Here is a 16,040-nt window from a genome sequence, read left to right as displayed (position 1 = left end):
AGTGACATCGCCTCCAACGATACCAACATCGTATCGAATGCAAGTGACATCGCCTCCAACGATACCAACATCGTATCGAATGCAAGTGACATCGCTTCCAACGATACCAACATCGTATCGAATGCAAGTGACATCGCTTCCAACAATACCAACATTGTATCGAATGCGGGTGACATCGCTTCCAACAATACAAATATCGTATCCAATCAAACTGATATCGTGTCGAATGCTGCGACAATTCAGCAGGAAATCGATGATCGCACTGACCTGATCCGTCGCGAAGCTGACGGTATCCACATCGGTGATTCATCGTTCATCCTTGACGACACTGCAGGTGCGCACCGTATCACTTCAAATGACGGCTCTCTCATCCTTGGTGGTGGTGCAGTCTCTGTTGTTGATGTGGATGCTGATCTCGATGTTGCGGGTGATATCTATACTAGTGGCGATGTCTTCATCGGTGGTAGCACCGTTGGTGTTCAAACCCAGTTGAATAGTCTGGATTCGCGCATCGATGCTTACGAACAGCAAGTCAGCCAGAACAAGAAGCAAATCGAACGTAATAGCCGTGGTATTGCTATGGTGGCTGCTCTTCAGCACACCACAGTGCTTCCAGGTATGACCAATGCGCTCGACGTTGCTGCCGCTCACTTTGATGGTGAGACGGGTATGTCGTTGAACTACGCACGTCGTATCAACGAAAACTGGCAAATTAACTTCGGCGCTGCTTCGACTACTGATTTCGAAGAGTCTGTAGTTAAGGCTGGCGTTGGCTACCAGTGGTAGTCTTCTGATCGAATCGTTTTACAAGAGTCGCCATGAAAATGGCGGCTCTTTTTTTTTACTAGAACTTTAGCTATAACCAAGCAATCTACAGTCCATGAGAATTATCGCGCTAACGCTTATCAGTCTGATTTTATGTTCCGGTTGTCGTCGCTCTGAGCAGTCTCGTGTTCAGGAGGATGCATCCCCGTTAATGATTCCTAAGTGGTCTTTTCTGGCGAAAGCGCATGCAAGTGTTGCTGATGGACGAAAGGAGATTCCTTCGCAAGTATACGTGTTCCCTGCATTGCGACTCGATTCTCAGGGGCAACCAATTGATGTTTTATCTTACCGTGTCGATGATACTGGCGCGCTTAAATGGAATTCAGCTGCACCATTGGGCGCGGAGCTAAAAACTATCGTAGAGAAGCGGCTTGCTCAAATTGGCTTTCAGGTTTTGCCGTTTACTGCGCTTACCGAATCAAGCAAGGATCATTCTGTGACTGTTTTTAATCTTTACTATCGGGAGGCTAGCCCATCTTCAGACAATCCCGGTGCTGATCCTGAACTGACTTGGACAACGTTCGCGAGGGTCAGTGCGGCGACTTTTCCTCAGGATTTGGATCCTAATCGTAAGCTTGATTTAATTAATCAAGAGGTGGTGACTTTGTTTAATGGCCGGGAAAAGGAAGCGAGTGTGGTCAAGCGTAGCTCTGAGTATTTGCTTGATTTTATTGGAGCAAGTCGAGATTGGAGTGAGTCGATTAATTTGCTGCAGTAGCAGCCGAGGGGATCTGCTCGAGTGCTGGGCGGAGCCTGCGTGGGATCACTTCGAGGCCAGGTTTCTACAAAACTACTTTTTCAGTAGGATGAGGTCTGCGCGTCGATCTTGTGAAGACTGTGATTTAGATAGTCCGCTGGTGGCCTCGAGGCTGCCTTTGGATAGTTTCTCGACGCGTAGCGGTGTAATCCCCAGAGTGCCTAGGTAGTCACTGATGCTGCTGGCGCGACGATCGCCAAGGGCTAGATTATATTCGCTAGTGCCATACCAGTCACAGTGACCTTCGATCAGAATGTGATAACCGGAGTTTTGCTGTAAGTAGTCTGCGGCTTGTTGCAGTTTTGCTCGCTCGGAGGCGGCTACTGAGGAAGAATCAAAGTCGAAGTAAACGGAAGGCAGAACCCCTTCGACCATCGTGAAGCCTTCATACATGCCATTCTCGATTCCATTGCCTTCGCGCGCGATGAGGCCACCATTGGCACTGTCATCCAAGCTTAGGTCGAAGGAGCCTTCCGGGATGTAGTCGCCGCCGTAGTCGCTTGTGCCATTTAACCCGCTATTGCCGGTTCCTGTTTGGTTGCCGTATTGGGAAGGCGCTTGTTTGCGTGTGCAGGCGGGAAGAAGGCAAACAGCCAAGAGTAGGGTCAGAAAAGTGCGGGCGGTTTTGTTCATGATGCCAGAATGTGGTGGCATCATTTGTATCTCGCAAACATTTTCCTTTGTGTGTGTGTATAAATTGTTGATTCTTATGTTTTATTTATGGCGACCCCTATAGTGTTCCTGGTAGATAATGGATCGCTGCGTGCTCAAGCGGTGATTCGCCTGCGTGTACTCGCTCAGGCACTTTCTGAGCGGATTCAGTTGCCAGTTGAGCCAGTAAGCCTCTTGCATTCTTGTAAGGTGCCAATCCGAGAACTGGCTGGCGTGCCTGCCACAATTGTGAAGCGACGCTTGCGGGAATATTTGGATCTGGGGATGCGGGAATTTATATGTGTACCATTATTTTTGGGGCCGAGTTTGGCCATTTCTGAGTATCTTCCACGCTTAATTGAGGAATTTAAGCAGGAATATCCCGATCTCAATGTGAGGATTGCTCCTGTTCTTGCAGGGGTGGATTTGGAGGCGCCGGATCGACGTCTGGCCCAAATCCTCGCACAGCAAGTGCGGGCTTTGTGGGGAGAGGCTGAGTCCAGGGTCGCCTTGGTGGATCATGGTTCACCGATTGTAGAGGTGAACCGCGTGCGTAATGTAGTGGCTGGGCAGTTGGCGGAAGAGTTGGAGCTGTCTGTGGGCGCTGTGTTGCCCTGTTCCATGGAGCGCCGGCCGGGAGCTGCCTATGCTTTTAATGATCCGTTACTGCAGGATCTTGGGCAAATCAATCAGTTTGCAGGAGGGCGCTTGGTTTTGGCTATGTTCTTTCTGCTGCCTGGGCGCCATGCGGGCCTCGGGGGGGATGTTGCGGATATTTGTGATCAGCTGCTAACGACAGGAGCATTTGAGCAGATTGAAACGACTCCACTGTTGGGAGAGCATTCGCTGCTGATGGATATTCTAGAGGACCGATTTGATGCTGTGTGGTATTCAGCAGGGGCCTGAACATTGTCTGAGCGATCTGGGGGAGTTTAACTGCCGATTGAAATGAGGCCGTTGTTGATCGCATAGCGGGTGAGGCTTGCTACGTCGTGTAAATCCAGCTTTCGCATTAGGTTGGTGCGGTGATTTTCTGCTGTTTTGACGCTGATGTCGAGCTTGGTGGCAATTTCACGTGTGCTGTGACTTTCGGCGATTAGCTGGAGGATTTCGCGTTCTCGTTTGGTTAAGATGTTGATGCCGGACTCGCTTGATTTTGGGTCAGCCATGGCGTCGCGTAGCAGAAGTGCAACTTCGGGCCCGAAATAACTTCCTCCACTGGAAACGATTTCAATGCCTTTGCGCAGTTCTGCCAGTGGGGCGGACTTTTCGACGAACCCGTGAGCGCCTGCTTGTAATAGTTCACGCACTAAGCTTGGGCTTTGGTAGCCTGAGAAGATGAGTACTTGAGTGGCCGGGAGTTTTTCTCGGAATACGCGTAGTATCTCGGTGCCATTAAGGTTGGGTAGCATCACATCCAGAATGACAAACTCTGGTTTTTGCTCCAGGCAGGCATCGCAGCCTTCTTGCCCGTCCCCGCTTTCAATGATTACGTTGAAAGCGTCTTGATCGATTACCGCCTGACTGACCATTTCTCGAATGGCGGTTTGGTCTTCAATTATGGCTACTGTCTTCATGATGATGAGGTGGTTGGCTACACTATGGCATTCTAGCGGAAGTGGTGAAAAAAGGGGGGGGGCTTGTCAATTGGTGGCTGAGTTAAGCGTGAGCCTAGGTTTAACTCAGATTGGTAGTCTGCAGGAAACCTTGAACTTTACTTGCATCTAAGGGGTAAAAATAAGCGATGGCGAGCTCAATACAGACTCTGTATGTGCTCAATTGTTCGATTTTATAGCAAATTGTATAGCGTGTTTACGCTTGATGCCATCTCGGAAGTCTGAGCGCCGCTGGTTTGGGCGTGGTATCGTCTCTGCTTGTAGTAATTCCCTATGATGTTAGTTGACTGGGTATTTTACGACCATTCAGGCGGGTTTTGCAGTTCTGGGCGGAGTATGCCGATACAGGGGAGTTGGCGATAACGCTCTGCGAAATCCAAGCCATAGCCGACGACGAATTCATCTGGTATGCGAAATCCAACAAAGTCAGCTTCGAAGTCAACGCTGCGAGTAGTCTTTTTGTCGAGTAAAACGCATGTTTTGAGTGAGGCAGGTTCCATAGCACGGAACATTTCGGTGACGCGAGCCAGAGTATTTCCAGAGTCTAAGATATCATCGATGATGAGTACGTCGAGCCCCTTGAGGTCGAGTCGAATCTTATCTATGACTTCCGGTGCCTGTGTTGGCTTTGTGTCGTCGCGGTAGCTGGAAATACGTATACAATCCAGCTGTAATGGAATGCTAAGTTCGCGGATCAGGTCGGCTACAAAGATGATCGCTCCATTGATGATTGCGATGACAGCAACATCGCGGCCTTCATAAGCTTGATTAATCTCTTTCCCAAGTTCTTTTAACCGGTTTTTGATCGTGGTTTCGTCTACAAGGACTTGATCGATATCGTCGAGTGGATTATAAGCTGGGTCGTTTGTTTGCATGGAAAAGTTATTATCGAGTGCTAAGCAGATATCAAGCCGTTCTGTAGATTCTTACTTTATGCGTCTTTAAAACGTGTGTGCACGATTTCGCCACCGCGAGTGATCAGGCAGCCTTGGAGGATTTCGTCCTCCTCTCGGAATTGAAAGTTCTGGGCTTCTCTGTCCCAAAAATGCTCAATTAAATTGTAGAAATTGGAGGCGAGCATGAGTGAGGCATCTTTGGGGAAGTAACCCTCTAAGTTTTCCGGGCCGATCACGCGCACTCCATGGGGAGTGACGATTTCTTCGCCGATCTTGGAGCCTACGACGTTACCACCAGACTCGACTGCGAAGTCGATGACGATGCTACCGTTTTGCATCTGTGCCAGCACGCCTTCATCCAGAATCACTGGGGCCTTGCGACCAAAGAGTTTGGCAGTGGTGATCACGATGTCTGCGCGTGCACAGGCCTTGGCCATTTCTTGCCGCTGTTTCTCCATTTGTTCGGGGCTGAGCGCTTGGGCATAGCCCTGGTCAGTTTGTCCAGTGGTGCCGAGGTCGACTTTGATAAATTTGGCACCGAGTGATTTGACCTGATCTTCCACCACGGGGCGGGTGTCAAAGGCTTCCACGCGGGCGCCCAGGCGTTTCGCGGTGGCGATGGCCTGTAGTCCCGCGACGCCTACGCCGATGACAAAAACGCGCGCTGGGGAGATCGTGCCGGCGGGCGTCATCATCATTGGCAAGATTTTACGCATGCGGTCCGTTGCCATAATGACAGCTGCGTAGCCAGCCAGATTCGCTTGGGAGGATAGTGCATCCATTTTTTGAGCGAGTGTGCTGCGAGGGATCATTTCCATGCTGATGCTTGCCAGTTCGCGCTTGGCTAGGTCGGCGATCAGCTGCGGTTCGTTGAAGGGGTCGAGGAAGCTAATGTGCAGCGTGCCGGGGCGTAAGGCGTCCAGTTCCGCCGCCTGTGGTTTGCGCACCCGTATCACTATGTCGGCCGTGGCGTAGCCAGCGGCGCTGTTTGGGATGATTTCAGCTCCAGCTGTTTGATAGGCTTCATCATCGAAGTCGGATCGTAGGCCGATGCCTGTTTCGACACAGACGTCGAGACCCAAGTCCTTAAGCTTTTTGACAGTTGCCGGGACGATGGCGGTACGGGTTTCGGCGGGGTGCGATTCTCGGGGGGCGAATAGACGTTTCATAGTTCATTGTATATTAGAGTGCTAGTTAGGATTCTCGGCAAGTGCGAAGTCGGGGACGAAAAAGCCGGATACGTACGAGACGTATCCGGCTTTGACAAAAGTAGAGTGAGTTGGCTGACTTTACACAGTGCCGAAAATCGTCTTGCCTGTGGAGCAGAGATCGTCGGCAGCCTGCATGAGGCGATCCGCCATGTTCTTTTCAGCTTTTTTCAGGTAGCCACGTGGATCGTAGACCTTCTTGTTGCCGACTTCGCCGTCGATCTTCAGCACACCTTCGATGTTTTCGCAGATGTGTGTCACGACTGGGCGTGTGAATGCGTACTGGGTGTCGGTGTCGATGTTCATCTTGACGACGCCATACTCCAGAGTTTCTCGAATGTCGCTGAGCTCGGAGCCGGAACCGCCGTGGAAGACGAGGTCCATGAGTGCATCGGCGCCATGTTTCTCGGTGACTGCCTTTTGGCCGTCGCGCAGGATGGTTGGCTTGAGCTTTACGGAGCCGGGCTTGTAAGCGCCGTGCACGTTGCCGAAAGTTGCAGCGAAGAGGAAGCGGCCGATTGGCTGGAGGGCTTCATAAACTTCAACCATGTCTTCTGGAGTGGTGTAGAGCTTTTCAGCGGGCAGGCCAGAGGTGTCGTGGCCGTCTTCTTCGCCGCCGACGCAACCAGCTTCAACTTCAAGGATGATGTCGAGCTCAGCACACTCCTTAAGCAGTGCCTTGGAGATCTCGAGGTTTTCCTTCAGGTCGACGACAGAACCGTCAAACATGTGTGACTGGAAGAGGGGACCCTTACCTTCTGCGATACGCTTGCGAGAAGCTTCGAGGAGGGGCTTCAGGAAGCCGTCCACCTTTTCTGGGTGGCAGTGGTCGGTGTGCAGGGCAACCAACACATCATGCTTTTCAGCAAGAATATGAGTCGCTTCGGCCAATACGATGGCACCGAACGCGGCATCGCCAACATTCAGACCGGATGCAAATTGACCGCCACCTGTGGAAACCTGGATGATTCCGTCAGTTTTCGCATCGGAGAATGCTTTGAGTGCGGCATTGATTGTGGTGATCGAAGTCACGTTGACGGCCGGGTAGGCGTAGTTGCCCTTTTGGGCGGCGTCGAGCATCGCTTCGTATTGTTTTGGTGTTGCTACTGGCATCTTTCGATTAGTTTGGTTTATCTATTTTGCGAGTTAAGTAAGCAGTTCTAATGTTATGCTTGGGTGAATCGCAAGTTAAATCGCTTTTTCAAGGTATTTTCAATCATGTAATTGAGGAGGTCGGCTGTCTCTGTAGCATTTTTTTGAGTTTTTTGTCACCAAGTGGTTGCATATTTGCGACTACGAAAGGCCCGCCTTGCGCTTGCGTCTCTTGGGAACTCTGCAATCTGTATTTCTGTGGATTTTAAACTGAGCAGCGACTACTCTCCGCAAGGGGATCAACCAGAAGCGATTCGACAACTGGTCGAGTCTATCCGTGCAGGCAATCGTTATCAGACCTTGTTGGGGGTGACGGGCTCGGGAAAAACCTTCTCCATGGCCAATGTTATCCAGCAGTTGCAGCGTCCGGCGCTGATTATTTCGCACAATAAGACCTTGGCTGCGCAGCTCTACTCCGAGTTTAAGGCCTTCTTTCCGGAAAATGCGGTCGAGTATTTCGTCAGCTATTACGACTACTACCAACCGGAGGCCTACATTCCGCAGACGGATACCTACATCGAGAAAGATTCCTCGATCAACGACGATATCGAGCGCTTGCGTATCTCTGCCTCGTCGTCGCTGATCAGCCGCAAGGACGTGATTGTGATCGCCAGTGTGTCCTGCATCTACGGTCTCGGTTCGCCGGAGGACTTCAAGGCGATGATGCTGCCGCTACGTGCGGGGCTGGAGCTTTCGCGCGACGACTTTCTGGAGCAGCTGGTCGGGATTCTCTATGAGCGCAATGATGTCGACTTCAAGCGTGGCAGCTTTCGGGTGCGCGGCGACGTGGTGGATATTTACCCCGCCTATATGGAGTCGGGGATTCGTATTGAGTTCTGGGGCGACGAAATCGAGAGCATTCGCGAGCTGGATCCTGTGACTGGAGAGACCAGCGAGCAGCTGGAAATGTTTAACCTGTATCCGGCCACTCAATACGTGACTCCCAAGGATAAAGTTGATGCCGCGATCGCGGGCATCCGGCAAGAGCTGGAAGAACGCGTCGCATATTTTGAATCGAAAAACATGTTGATCGAGGCGCAGCGCATTCGCATGCGCACGGAATACGATATCGAGCTGCTGCAAGAGATGGGCTTTTGCACCGGCATTGAAAATTACTCACGCTACCTTTCCGGCCGTAAGCCCGGGGAGCGTCCCTTCTGCCTGATCGATTTCTTTCCCGAGGACGCGCTGCTCTTTGTCGATGAGAGTCACGTGACCTTGCCCCAGGTGCGCGCTATGTATAATGGCGACCGCGCGCGCAAAGAGCGTCTAGTCGACTTTGGCTTTCGTCTGCCTTCGGCCATGGATAATCGTCCGCAAAAGGAGGAGGAGTTTAATCAAATCACCGGGCAGACCATCTACGTGTCCGCGACCCCTGCGCAGCATGAGTACGACGTATCCAAGGTGATTGCCGAGCAAGTGATTCGCCCGACCGGCTTGGTGGATCCGGTGATGGAAATTCGCCCGATTCAGGGGCAGGTGGAAGACTTTATTGGCGAAGTGCGTCAGGCGGCCGACATGGGCGAGCGCACCCTCGCCACGACTTTGACCAAGCGCATGTCGGAGGACTTGAGCGATTACCTGCGCGAGGCAGGGCTGAAGGTGGAATACTTGCACTCCGACATCGACGCCATCGAACGCGTCGAGATTTTGCGCCGTCTGCGCAAGGGGGAATTTGATGTCTTGGTAGGGGTCAATCTGCTGCGGGAGGGACTGGATTTGCCCGAAGTGGCCTTGGTGGCGATTCTCGATGCCGACAAGGAGGGCTTTTTGCGTAGCGCCACCAGCTTGATTCAAACCGCCGGCCGTGCGGCGCGCCATGAGAAGGGGCGCGTCATTCTCTATGCCGATGTGATTACCAAGTCGATTCAACTCACCTTAGAAACCACCGATTACCGCCGGGAGAAGCAGCTCGCACATAATAAGCAGCACGGCATCATCCCGGTTGGGGTGAAGCGCGAGATCGATGATGGCTTGCAGGCACCCGGCAAGCGCTACGATGAACGCGAAGACGATGTCATCGGCCTGCTCGCGGAGTCCGACGATCGCGATGTCGCGGAAGTCATCGCCGAGATGGAGGAGGAAATGCTGGAGGCCGCGCGTAAGTTGGAATTCGAGAAAGCGGCCATGATCCGCGATCAAATCGAGACTCTGCAGAGCGGTAAACATGGCGGTGGCGAGAGTGGTGCCGCCAAGAGTAAACCCTACAAAAAACGTAAATCTAAGGCTGTTTATAATAAGAGTGGCCTGCCTAGAAAGAAAAAATAGTGGAGGGGCCTTTCATTGACCTTTTTCTTTGATCGGTTAGAATATGGGAGCTCCATAATAGAAAGCCTCAAGCATGATGACTATGAACACTAAGCCCTCAATCATCACAGTGACTCTAAATCCAGCGATCGACCATACCGTATTTGTGGATCAGCTGCTGCGGGGCACTGTGCATCGGGCCACTGATTCGCATCGCCAAGCAGGCGGTAAAGGCGTGAATGTCGCTACGATGCTCGCGCTGGGGGGAGCTTCGGTTGCAGTCACTGGCTTTTTGGGCGAAGACAACCCCGCGATTTTTGAAACACACTTCAAACGGCACGCTCTGCAGGATAACTTTATTCGTGTGCCGGGTGAAACGCGCACCGGCATTAAGATTATCGATGCGCAGGCGAATGACACCACAGATCTCAATTTGCCAGGGCCCGCTCCCAGCTCGGCGCAATGTGAGGGTTTGTTGTCCACTCTGTTGCAACAGGTGCAAGCCGGCACCTGGGTAGTGATCGCCGGTAGCTTGCCCCGTGGTGTGGAGCCTGCCTTTTTGCTTGAGCTGATTCCTCGCTTACGTGAGGCGGGGGCCAAAGTTGCGATCGATTCCAGTGGTGCGGCCTTGAAGGCCGCAGTCGCTGCGGGCGTAGATTTGGCGAAGCCCAATGAGCATGAGTTGGCGGAGCTGTTGGATGCGAAATTTGATGATTTTCAAGCCATTCTGGAAGCGGCGCGTAAGCTCTGTCGCGAGCGCATTCCAAACCTAATCGTTTCGCTGGGAGGCGATGGGGCGTTGTTTCTGACGGAGGATTCCGAGCTGATGGCGAGTGCGCCTCCAGTCAATGTGATCAGCACCGTGGGTGCCGGTGATTCCCTTTTGGCGGGTTATTTGCAGGGGCGCCTGGCGGGAGCGCCGCTAGAGGACTGCACGCGCCGGGCCACTGTGTATGCTTGGAGTCGATTGGAGTCTTTAGTGTCTGCGCTTCCTGCGCCCGATGAGTTGCAGCAGCGAATGGCGCGCGTGCGCGTGCAGTCGATTGCCTCGGGGGATGCCCCATCAAAGTAATTATATGTCGAAGTCAGTAAAGCTTAGTGATGTGGATGCTTATTTTCTCAATTCTGTATTCGTTTGATGAATACTAAATTTGCCTAAGGAGGCGAATGGACTTTTGATCTGCCTCTACTGCGAGATAGGCAATGTGAATATGAGGGAGATGAATCTGTTCACTGTGATGATCGTAGCGATTGGTTTTGTGTTCCTTTTTGTATCGAAAAAGGTGGACTGTTTGGAGTGCTTCAAGAGCTTTGAACTGGACCTAAAAAAGCGCACTGCCAATTGTCGGTGTGGTCAGTGCGCTCTTGTTTAATCATTCAAACTGCAGCCTGCGATGCCGCCGCTACGATGTTTATGATTCTGCTGCTTCGCTCTCTTCTTCTTTACTCTCGCCAGTCAGAGATTCGCCGGCTTTGGGATGCACTTTCTCCATTATGAGCTGAGTCAATTCATTGGCGAGCTCGGGTGTGTCTTTGAGGTGGATCTTGGCTGCTTCGCGGCCTTGACCGATCATTTCGCCCTTGTAGGAAATCCAAGAGCCCTTCTTCTCAAGGATCTTGTGCTCGACGCCGAGGTCGACCAAGGAGCCGGCGTGGGAAATGCCTTCGCTATACATGATGTCGAATTCGCTTTCGGTGAAGGGGGGCGCAACTTTGTTTTTGACGATCTTGATGCGGGTGCGATTGCCGACGACCTTGCCGTTGCTTTCTTTGATTTGTCCAGTGCGGCGGATATCCATCCGTACAGATGCGAAGAATTTGAGGGCGCGGCCACCAGGCTGTGTTTCGGGGCTGCCGAACATAACGCCGATTTTTTCACGAATCTGATTGGTGAAGAGCACGACGCACTGCGATTTGCTGATGGCACCGGTCAGGCGGCGCATCGCCTGGCTCATCATGCGCGCTTGTAGGCCGACGGTGGTGTCGCCCATTTGTCCGTCGAGCTCGTTCTTGGATACGAGAGCGGCGACAGAGTCGACTACGATGATGTCGACTGCGCCGGAGCGAATTAGAGTTTCGGTGATGTTGAGGGCATCTTCTCCGCTTTCGGGTTGAGAGACCATTAAGTTGTCTAAATCTACACCCACGATCTTGGCGTAGCGGGGGTCGAGCGAGTGCTCGACGTCGATGAAGACGGCGTTACCGCCTTGCTTTTGAGCTTCGGCAATGGCACTGAGACAGAAGGTGGTTTTACCAGAGCTTTCGGGGCCGTAGATTTCGCAGATGCGGCCGCGCGGGAGACCGCCGATGCCAAGTGCGATATCGATGGCGATGGAGCCAGTCGAGATGACATCGACCTCCATTTTAGTGGCTTCGCCTAGGCGCATCAGAGCGCCGGCTCCGAATTGCTTATTGATACCGGAAATGGCGAGGTCGAGGTTTTTACGATCGCCTTCTGGAGTGCGTTGGGTCTTTTGGATTTGTGTTTTTGCGGCCATGTTTGTGTTCTTGTGTTTGAAGTCTTAGGATTGTGGTGTAGTTTGAAAGGCGGTTGTCATATGGCAAGGCTAAATGATAATTTGTTCACTACTTTGGGCGATTGCTGTCAGTCTGGCTCCCGGGCTTTTCAGTACCGAGAGGAAAGCTTTGCAATTCGTTGGTAAAGTATTCTGTTTTTGGAGTATGAGCACGCCGCAGTCTATTGATGATACCGCTTCAACCGTCCATGAGCTACGTGGACTACGTGGACTACGTGGGCTACGCTATGCACGCGGCGTAGGCTATATCTTGGCTTTGTTGCTTTGGGTGCTGGGGATTACGGGGTTGATTCAGGGCTTGGGAACTTTCGATCTTTTTAAGGCTGTTTATTTTGTCCTGTATGGACTGGTCTTGTGTCTTCCGTTTGCTCGAATGTCAGAGCGGACCTGGCGTGTGGGGTATGCGCTATTGATCGGAATGTCGGCCTTGTTTGTTTTTGTAATGATCGCAGTTGTGATGTTCGCATATATGGCGGCTGCGGATCGCGGCGAGCGTCTTGGCATTCCGGGGTTTGAGGGCATGCTGATTTTCTTTGCACTCTTACAGGTCCCTGTGGTGCTCTTTCAACGTAAGCCTGATTTGCTGGACTGATGGCAGTGTCGGGATTAAGATTTCGATGTCTCGGGCCGGGGCGTAGATGTTGACAGTCTGCTCCGGATGTCCGAGGTATGAATTCTGGCTAATGCTTTCTGATAAAAATGACTTATAAACACGTAATCTGGGATTGGAATGGTACTCTGCTGAATGATACTTCGCTTTGTGTGGAAGTGTTAAATGGTTTGTTAGCTCGGCGTGGGCGTGCATCTATTACCGATGTAGATTATCGCGCTAATTTTGGTTTTCCAGTAATTCATTTTTATGAATATTTGGGCTTTGATACAGATGTGGACAGCTTTGATCAGGTGAGTCGTGAATTTATCGGTGACTATGAGGCGCGTTGGTTTCAGGAGTGTGCTTTACATGCAGATGTTGGACAGCTTTTGGCTGCGTTGACCGAGCTGGGGCTTACTCAATCTGTGTTGTCGGCAGCGAAGCAGGAAGCGCTTGATTCCGGGATTCGCCACTATGGCATTCGCTCGCATTTTACTGGGCTTGCAGGTACGGATAATATTTATGCTCAGGGAAAGGTGGCGCGCGGCAGGTCTTGGATTGAGCAACTGCCTTGGAGGCCTGAAGAGGTGGTGCTGATTGGTGACACCTTGCATGACTTTGAGGTGGCTGAAGCCATTGGTGCTGAGTGTATTCTTCTCTCGCACGGGCATCATAGTGCAGAGAGATTGGCTGTTACGGGCAAACCGGTGCTCGGTTCAATGTCTGAGTTGCTGGATCTGCTGCAGCAGGGGTGATCTGTTTGTTTGAACGTAGTTGCCGTGTGAATTCACCAGTGCTCGATTCTGCTATTGGTTCGAGGTTGAGCAATGTGTCGTTTTTAATTTAGGTTATTTTTTTGCGAGCACCCCGAGAGCGCTACGCTAGCCTGTATCAGTCTCTATTAGGCTATTTGAAGCAGTTTTACATCTTGCCCCGGCAGTAACTCCGCCCGTTAAGCAGGCGGAGTTAAGCAGGCGGAGTTCGTCAGGTCTAACAATTACGCTTCGACTTTAAAGCTGAGCGCTTCCTCGTCGAATTGCATGTTTGCGACCCGTGTGGCAGGGCCGGTCATGCGGATGGCAAAATCATCTCCAATGTGGATGGCGATCTGACCGCCAGGCATATGTACTGTGATGTCACGATCGCAAAGCCCGATGCGGTGCGCGACGGCGGCTGCTGCACTACTGCTGGAGCCGGAGGCCAGAGTGTAGCCTGCGCCGCGTTCCCAAATTTCAATTTGAATGTTGTTGCGGTCGATCACCTTCAAAAACTGTACGTTGGTGCGGTTGGGGAAGGCTTCATGTACTTCGATCTTGGCTCCATCCTGATGGGCTTGTTGGGCACTGATTTCGTCTTGTACCACCACGCAATGTGGGTTGCCGATATCGGCGACATAGACAGTTTGAGTTTTGCCGTTAAAGCTGAGTGGTTGACCAAAGTTATGATCACTTTGTTCGGGGCCATCGACGGGAATGTGGTTCATGGCAAAGCTGACTTTGCCCATATCGACTGTAATGGACTCGGCATTGTCAGCAATTTTGCAAGTGACGATGCCGCCGAGTGTGTCGACGCTGAAGGCTTCGTTTTTAACCGCGCCGGTGTCGTAGAGGTAGCGGGCGAAAATGCGCAGGCCGTTGCCGCTTTTTTCAGCTTCGCTGCCGTCTGGATTCATGATGCGGAGGCCGAAATCGGCTTTGTCGGACTCGAGTGGGCCGTAGAGAATGCCGTCTGAGCCTAGCCCGAAGTTGCGGTGGCAGATGCGAACGATGGCATCTTTGTCGGGGAGTTCATTGGCGTCCTTTGGGTCTAGGACGAGGTAATCGTTTCCGAGTGCGTGGTATTTGGCGTAGTTCATTCAGGCTGAATGAATCGCGCTTTGTATTGGAAGCAAATATTTAGTCGGAAAATTATGATAACAAGATGCGGGCCGGTCGCTAAGGATGTAAACTTAGTTGCATAAAACGGGCCTGAGCTTTGGTACAGACTGTGCCTTTTTGAGTCAGCTCTGCCTTGATTTCGCTGAGTCTACGGTCGCGACGCTCGACCCAGACTCGGATGTGAGCGGTGGGGCCAACCTCGACAGGATGGCGGTAACGCAGCTTTAGCTCCGCGGTTGCGCCGTAAATGCCGAGCCCCATCAGGGCGCAGGTCATGGCCTCATCGATAACGAAGGCTTGAAGCCCTCCATGTACCATGTCGTTAAAGCTGGTCATGGAGTCTGTGAAATCGATAGAGGTGCGTAGGGTGTGTGGATCATCCAGAGTAAAATCCAACTTGAGTTCAGGGTGTGTGCAGGCTAGGCAGCGATCGTGCCCTTTGTTGCGTAAGCGGCTGAGCTTGATGACGCTGGTGGGGTGTAGGGACTCTTTAATCTTCATTAGGATCTTCATGAGAATGTTCATGGTGCACGTGTGAGCAGAGTGCGCTGTCGGGGAAGTCCGGGCAGTCGCCTTGATGGTAGGCGCTGAGTGTTTCAGCGACTAGGCTGTTGGGCTTCGCTTTGTAAATCCTTAGTCCCGCTTCGTGGCTGCGGGCCAAGGCTCCGCGGCCCATGCTTTGGCAGAGAATGACGCGTCCTCCATCCTGGACCAGTGCCCGGATGGGGGCGCATTCGTGCTGCAGGCGTGCGCTTTTCGTGTCGAGGTAGTGACAGTTCTCTCCGTTACTGTCGACGACTATGAATCCTGGTGATTTACCGAAGTGTGCGCTCACCTTTGACAGCAAGCCTGCGTTGTTTCGAACCGGAATGGCGATCCGAGTGATGGTGTTTTCTGCGTGCCTTTTCATAGTGTTTATTGATTGAAGAGTTCAATTGCCTGCTTGAGTGAAAAACCGTTGGCGACGATCGGTTGTATTGTTGCGGAGGCCAGTGCCTGGATGGCTTCCGGTCCAAAGCGTCCTGCTACCACACGTGATACGCCCTGCGTTTTTAATAGTTTGACTGCCGCAGCTGCGGCGTTTCGCTTGAGCCTTGTGCCGGGGTTTTGTATATACGCAAGTCGGCTGTCATCGGGACAAATAATTGCGAAACCAGGGGCACGACCAAACATGCGTTCTACGGGGCTGCTGCTTTGTGGACTCGCGCAGGCGATCGCCAAGTGAGCGTTGTTGGATGGCCTGAGGCATTCATAATTATTGGGTTCGAGGTGCTCGGGCGGTGTGAGCACGAGCTCCTCGCTGGCGTCGAGGTAAATGGGAGCGCGCTGTTCGAAACCAAGGGCGATGGCACGACGTGCGCGTGCCAACATGCGGCCGGCGGTGCTACGTGAGACGCCGACTTTCTTGGCGGCGTCTTCGATGTTTAAGTTGTGTCCGTCGCATAGGCGCATGATCTCAAAATCCTCGATCGCGACTTCGACGGGCGTGGACTGATGCTGGGTCCAACCCGCGGGAATGTAGATGACGGGGGCGGGCAGACTGGCTAGCGTGCGGGCTTTACGGGGGCGTGGCATTGGTTACTTAGAGTGTGAATGGCTATCTTTTGCGTTGTTCATTTATTTGACCATTATGGGAATAATCTCATAATGGTCAAGTAGTGGCAGGGTTTCGTCTGCTTGTA

The 16,040-nt window shown here is 52.2% G+C and carries 17 protein-coding genes; 7 read left to right on the top strand and 10 right to left on the bottom strand.

What is annotated here, in order from left to right:
* Positions 1-786: YadA C-terminal domain-containing protein (locus QEH59_RS16455; protein WP_308986480.1), on the top strand; the 786-nt coding region annotated here is incomplete at its 5' end.
* 190 nt (positions 787-976) lie between these two features.
* On the top strand, positions 977-1,543 hold the full coding sequence (locus QEH59_RS16450) for a hypothetical protein (RefSeq protein WP_308986479.1): 567 nt from the start codon (positions 977-979) through the stop codon (positions 1,541-1,543).
* A 72-nt stretch (positions 1,544-1,615) separates the two neighbouring features.
* On the opposite strand, the gene QEH59_RS16445 is transcribed toward QEH59_RS16450, so the two are convergent.
* Positions 1,616-2,239 carry an OmpA family protein gene (locus QEH59_RS16445; RefSeq protein ID WP_308986478.1) on the bottom strand — a complete coding sequence of 208 codons (624 nt, stop codon included), beginning with the start codon at positions 2,237-2,239 and terminating at the stop codon, positions 1,616-1,618.
* Between the two features lie 63 nt (positions 2,240-2,302).
* Between QEH59_RS16445 and QEH59_RS16440 the strand changes: the two genes are divergently transcribed.
* Positions 2,303-3,139: a sirohydrochlorin chelatase gene (locus tag QEH59_RS16440; protein WP_308986477.1), complete on the top strand. Its 837-nt coding sequence runs from the start codon at positions 2,303-2,305 to the stop codon at positions 3,137-3,139.
* A gap of 26 nt (positions 3,140-3,165) precedes the next feature.
* Here QEH59_RS16440 and QEH59_RS16435 read toward each other — a convergent pair whose 3' ends face one another.
* The 4 genes from QEH59_RS16435 to fbaA form a co-directional block, all read right to left on the bottom strand.
* On the bottom strand, positions 3,166-3,810 hold the full coding sequence (locus QEH59_RS16435; protein ID WP_308986476.1) for a response regulator: 645 nt from the start codon (positions 3,808-3,810) through the stop codon (positions 3,166-3,168).
* A 335-nt stretch (positions 3,811-4,145) separates the two neighbouring features.
* Positions 4,146-4,724 (bottom strand): hypoxanthine phosphoribosyltransferase, encoded by a 579-nt coding sequence (gene hpt, locus QEH59_RS16430; RefSeq protein WP_308986475.1) that lies wholly within the window; start codon positions 4,722-4,724, stop codon positions 4,146-4,148.
* A gap of 56 nt (positions 4,725-4,780) precedes the next feature.
* Positions 4,781-5,914, bottom strand: a complete 1,134-nt coding sequence (locus QEH59_RS16425) for an NAD(P) transhydrogenase subunit alpha (protein WP_308986474.1) — start codon at positions 5,912-5,914, stop codon at positions 4,781-4,783.
* Between the two features lie 120 nt (positions 5,915-6,034).
* Complete coding sequence (gene fbaA / locus QEH59_RS16420) at positions 6,035-7,066, bottom strand: class II fructose-bisphosphate aldolase (protein ID WP_308986473.1); 1,032 nt, start codon at positions 7,064-7,066, stop codon at positions 6,035-6,037.
* Positions 7,067-7,303: 237 nt separating this feature from the next.
* Here fbaA and uvrB point away from each other — a divergent pair, with 237 nt between their 5' ends.
* Complete coding sequence (gene uvrB, locus QEH59_RS16415; RefSeq protein ID WP_308950390.1) at positions 7,304-9,373, top strand: excinuclease ABC subunit UvrB; 2,070 nt, start codon at positions 7,304-7,306, stop codon at positions 9,371-9,373.
* Between the two features lie 82 nt (positions 9,374-9,455).
* Positions 9,456-10,424, top strand: coding sequence for a 1-phosphofructokinase (gene pfkB / locus QEH59_RS16410; protein ID WP_308986471.1), 969 nt, complete (start codon positions 9,456-9,458; stop codon positions 10,422-10,424).
* A gap of 340 nt (positions 10,425-10,764) precedes the next feature.
* Here pfkB and recA read toward each other — a convergent pair whose 3' ends face one another.
* Positions 10,765-11,850, bottom strand: a complete 1,086-nt coding sequence (gene recA / locus QEH59_RS16405; RefSeq protein ID WP_308986470.1) for a recombinase RecA — start codon at positions 11,848-11,850, stop codon at positions 10,765-10,767.
* Between the two features lie 184 nt (positions 11,851-12,034).
* Here recA and QEH59_RS16400 point away from each other — a divergent pair, with 184 nt between their 5' ends.
* Together QEH59_RS16400 and QEH59_RS16395 are read left to right on the top strand one after the other, a co-directional pair.
* Positions 12,035-12,481 (top strand): hypothetical protein, encoded by a 447-nt coding sequence (locus QEH59_RS16400; RefSeq protein WP_308986469.1) that lies wholly within the window; start codon positions 12,035-12,037, stop codon positions 12,479-12,481.
* A gap of 107 nt (positions 12,482-12,588) precedes the next feature.
* On the top strand, positions 12,589-13,236 hold the full coding sequence (locus QEH59_RS16395) for an HAD family hydrolase (RefSeq protein ID WP_308986468.1): 648 nt from the start codon (positions 12,589-12,591) through the stop codon (positions 13,234-13,236).
* Between the two features lie 242 nt (positions 13,237-13,478).
* Here the strand turns inward: QEH59_RS16395 and dapF are convergent, their stop codons facing one another.
* The 4 genes from dapF to QEH59_RS16375 all read right to left on the bottom strand — a co-directional run bounded on the left by dapF (position 13,479) and on the right by QEH59_RS16375 (position 15,933).
* Positions 13,479-14,336 (bottom strand): diaminopimelate epimerase, encoded by an 858-nt coding sequence (dapF, locus tag QEH59_RS16390; RefSeq protein WP_308986467.1) that lies wholly within the window; start codon positions 14,334-14,336, stop codon positions 13,479-13,481.
* 79 nt (positions 14,337-14,415) lie between these two features.
* Entirely contained in the window at positions 14,416-14,859 is a 444-nt protein-coding gene (locus QEH59_RS16385; RefSeq protein ID WP_308986466.1) for a PaaI family thioesterase, read from the bottom strand.
* The gene (locus QEH59_RS16380) at positions 14,849-15,268 is read right to left on the bottom strand and encodes a NifB/NifX family molybdenum-iron cluster-binding protein (protein ID WP_308986465.1); all 420 of its coding nucleotides are present in this window, start codon (positions 15,266-15,268) and stop codon (positions 14,849-14,851) included. The genes QEH59_RS16385 and QEH59_RS16380 overlap by 11 nt, the downstream gene beginning before the upstream one ends.
* A 5-nt stretch (positions 15,269-15,273) precedes the next feature.
* Entirely contained in the window at positions 15,274-15,933 is a 660-nt protein-coding gene (locus tag QEH59_RS16375) for a DUF134 domain-containing protein (RefSeq protein WP_308986464.1), read from the bottom strand.
* Positions 15,934-16,040 lie beyond the last annotated feature (107 nt).

This window comes from Thalassobacterium sedimentorum (genome assembly GCF_031127905.1).
Lineage (GTDB): Bacteria > Verrucomicrobiota > Verrucomicrobiia > Opitutales > Coraliomargaritaceae > Thalassobacterium > Thalassobacterium sedimentorum.
The sequence above is the reverse complement of the archived record's forward strand: the minus strand, read 5'-3'. Positions and strand labels throughout refer to the sequence as shown.

What these genes read in the sequence shown, in the direction of transcription:
- pfkB (WP_308986471.1), top strand. Translation starts at nt 9,456, where the DNA reads ATGAACACTAAGCCCTCAATCATCACAGTGACTCTAAATCCAGCGATC.
- QEH59_RS16380 (WP_308986465.1), bottom strand. Translation starts at nt 15,268, where the DNA reads ATGAAAAGGCACGCAGAAAACACCATCACTCGGATCGCCATTCCGGTT.
- QEH59_RS16400 (WP_308986469.1), top strand. Translation starts at nt 12,035, where the DNA reads ATGAGCACGCCGCAGTCTATTGATGATACCGCTTCAACCGTCCATGAG.
- QEH59_RS16450 (WP_308986479.1), top strand. Translation starts at nt 977, where the DNA reads ATGATTCCTAAGTGGTCTTTTCTGGCGAAAGCGCATGCAAGTGTTGCT.
- QEH59_RS16395 (WP_308986468.1), top strand. Translation starts at nt 12,589, where the DNA reads ATGACTTATAAACACGTAATCTGGGATTGGAATGGTACTCTGCTGAAT.
- QEH59_RS16375 (WP_308986464.1), bottom strand. Translation starts at nt 15,933, where the DNA reads ATGCCACGCCCCCGTAAAGCCCGCACGCTAGCCAGTCTGCCCGCCCCC.
- QEH59_RS16385 (WP_308986466.1), bottom strand. Translation starts at nt 14,859, where the DNA reads ATGAAGATTAAAGAGTCCCTACACCCCACCAGCGTCATCAAGCTCAGC.
- QEH59_RS16435 (WP_308986476.1), bottom strand. Translation starts at nt 3,810, where the DNA reads ATGAAGACAGTAGCCATAATTGAAGACCAAACCGCCATTCGAGAAATG.
- dapF (WP_308986467.1), bottom strand. Translation starts at nt 14,336, where the DNA reads ATGAACTACGCCAAATACCACGCACTCGGAAACGATTACCTCGTCCTA.
- QEH59_RS16440 (WP_308986477.1), top strand. Translation starts at nt 2,303, where the DNA reads ATGGCGACCCCTATAGTGTTCCTGGTAGATAATGGATCGCTGCGTGCT.
- QEH59_RS16445 (WP_308986478.1), bottom strand. Translation starts at nt 2,239, where the DNA reads ATGATGCCACCACATTCTGGCATCATGAACAAAACCGCCCGCACTTTT.
- recA (WP_308986470.1), bottom strand. Translation starts at nt 11,850, where the DNA reads ATGGCCGCAAAAACACAAATCCAAAAGACCCAACGCACTCCAGAAGGC.
- QEH59_RS16425 (WP_308986474.1), bottom strand. Translation starts at nt 5,914, where the DNA reads ATGAAACGTCTATTCGCCCCCCGAGAATCGCACCCCGCCGAAACCCGT.
- fbaA (WP_308986473.1), bottom strand. Translation starts at nt 7,066, where the DNA reads ATGCCAGTAGCAACACCAAAACAATACGAAGCGATGCTCGACGCCGCC.
- hpt (WP_308986475.1), bottom strand. Translation starts at nt 4,724, where the DNA reads ATGCAAACAAACGACCCAGCTTATAATCCACTCGACGATATCGATCAA.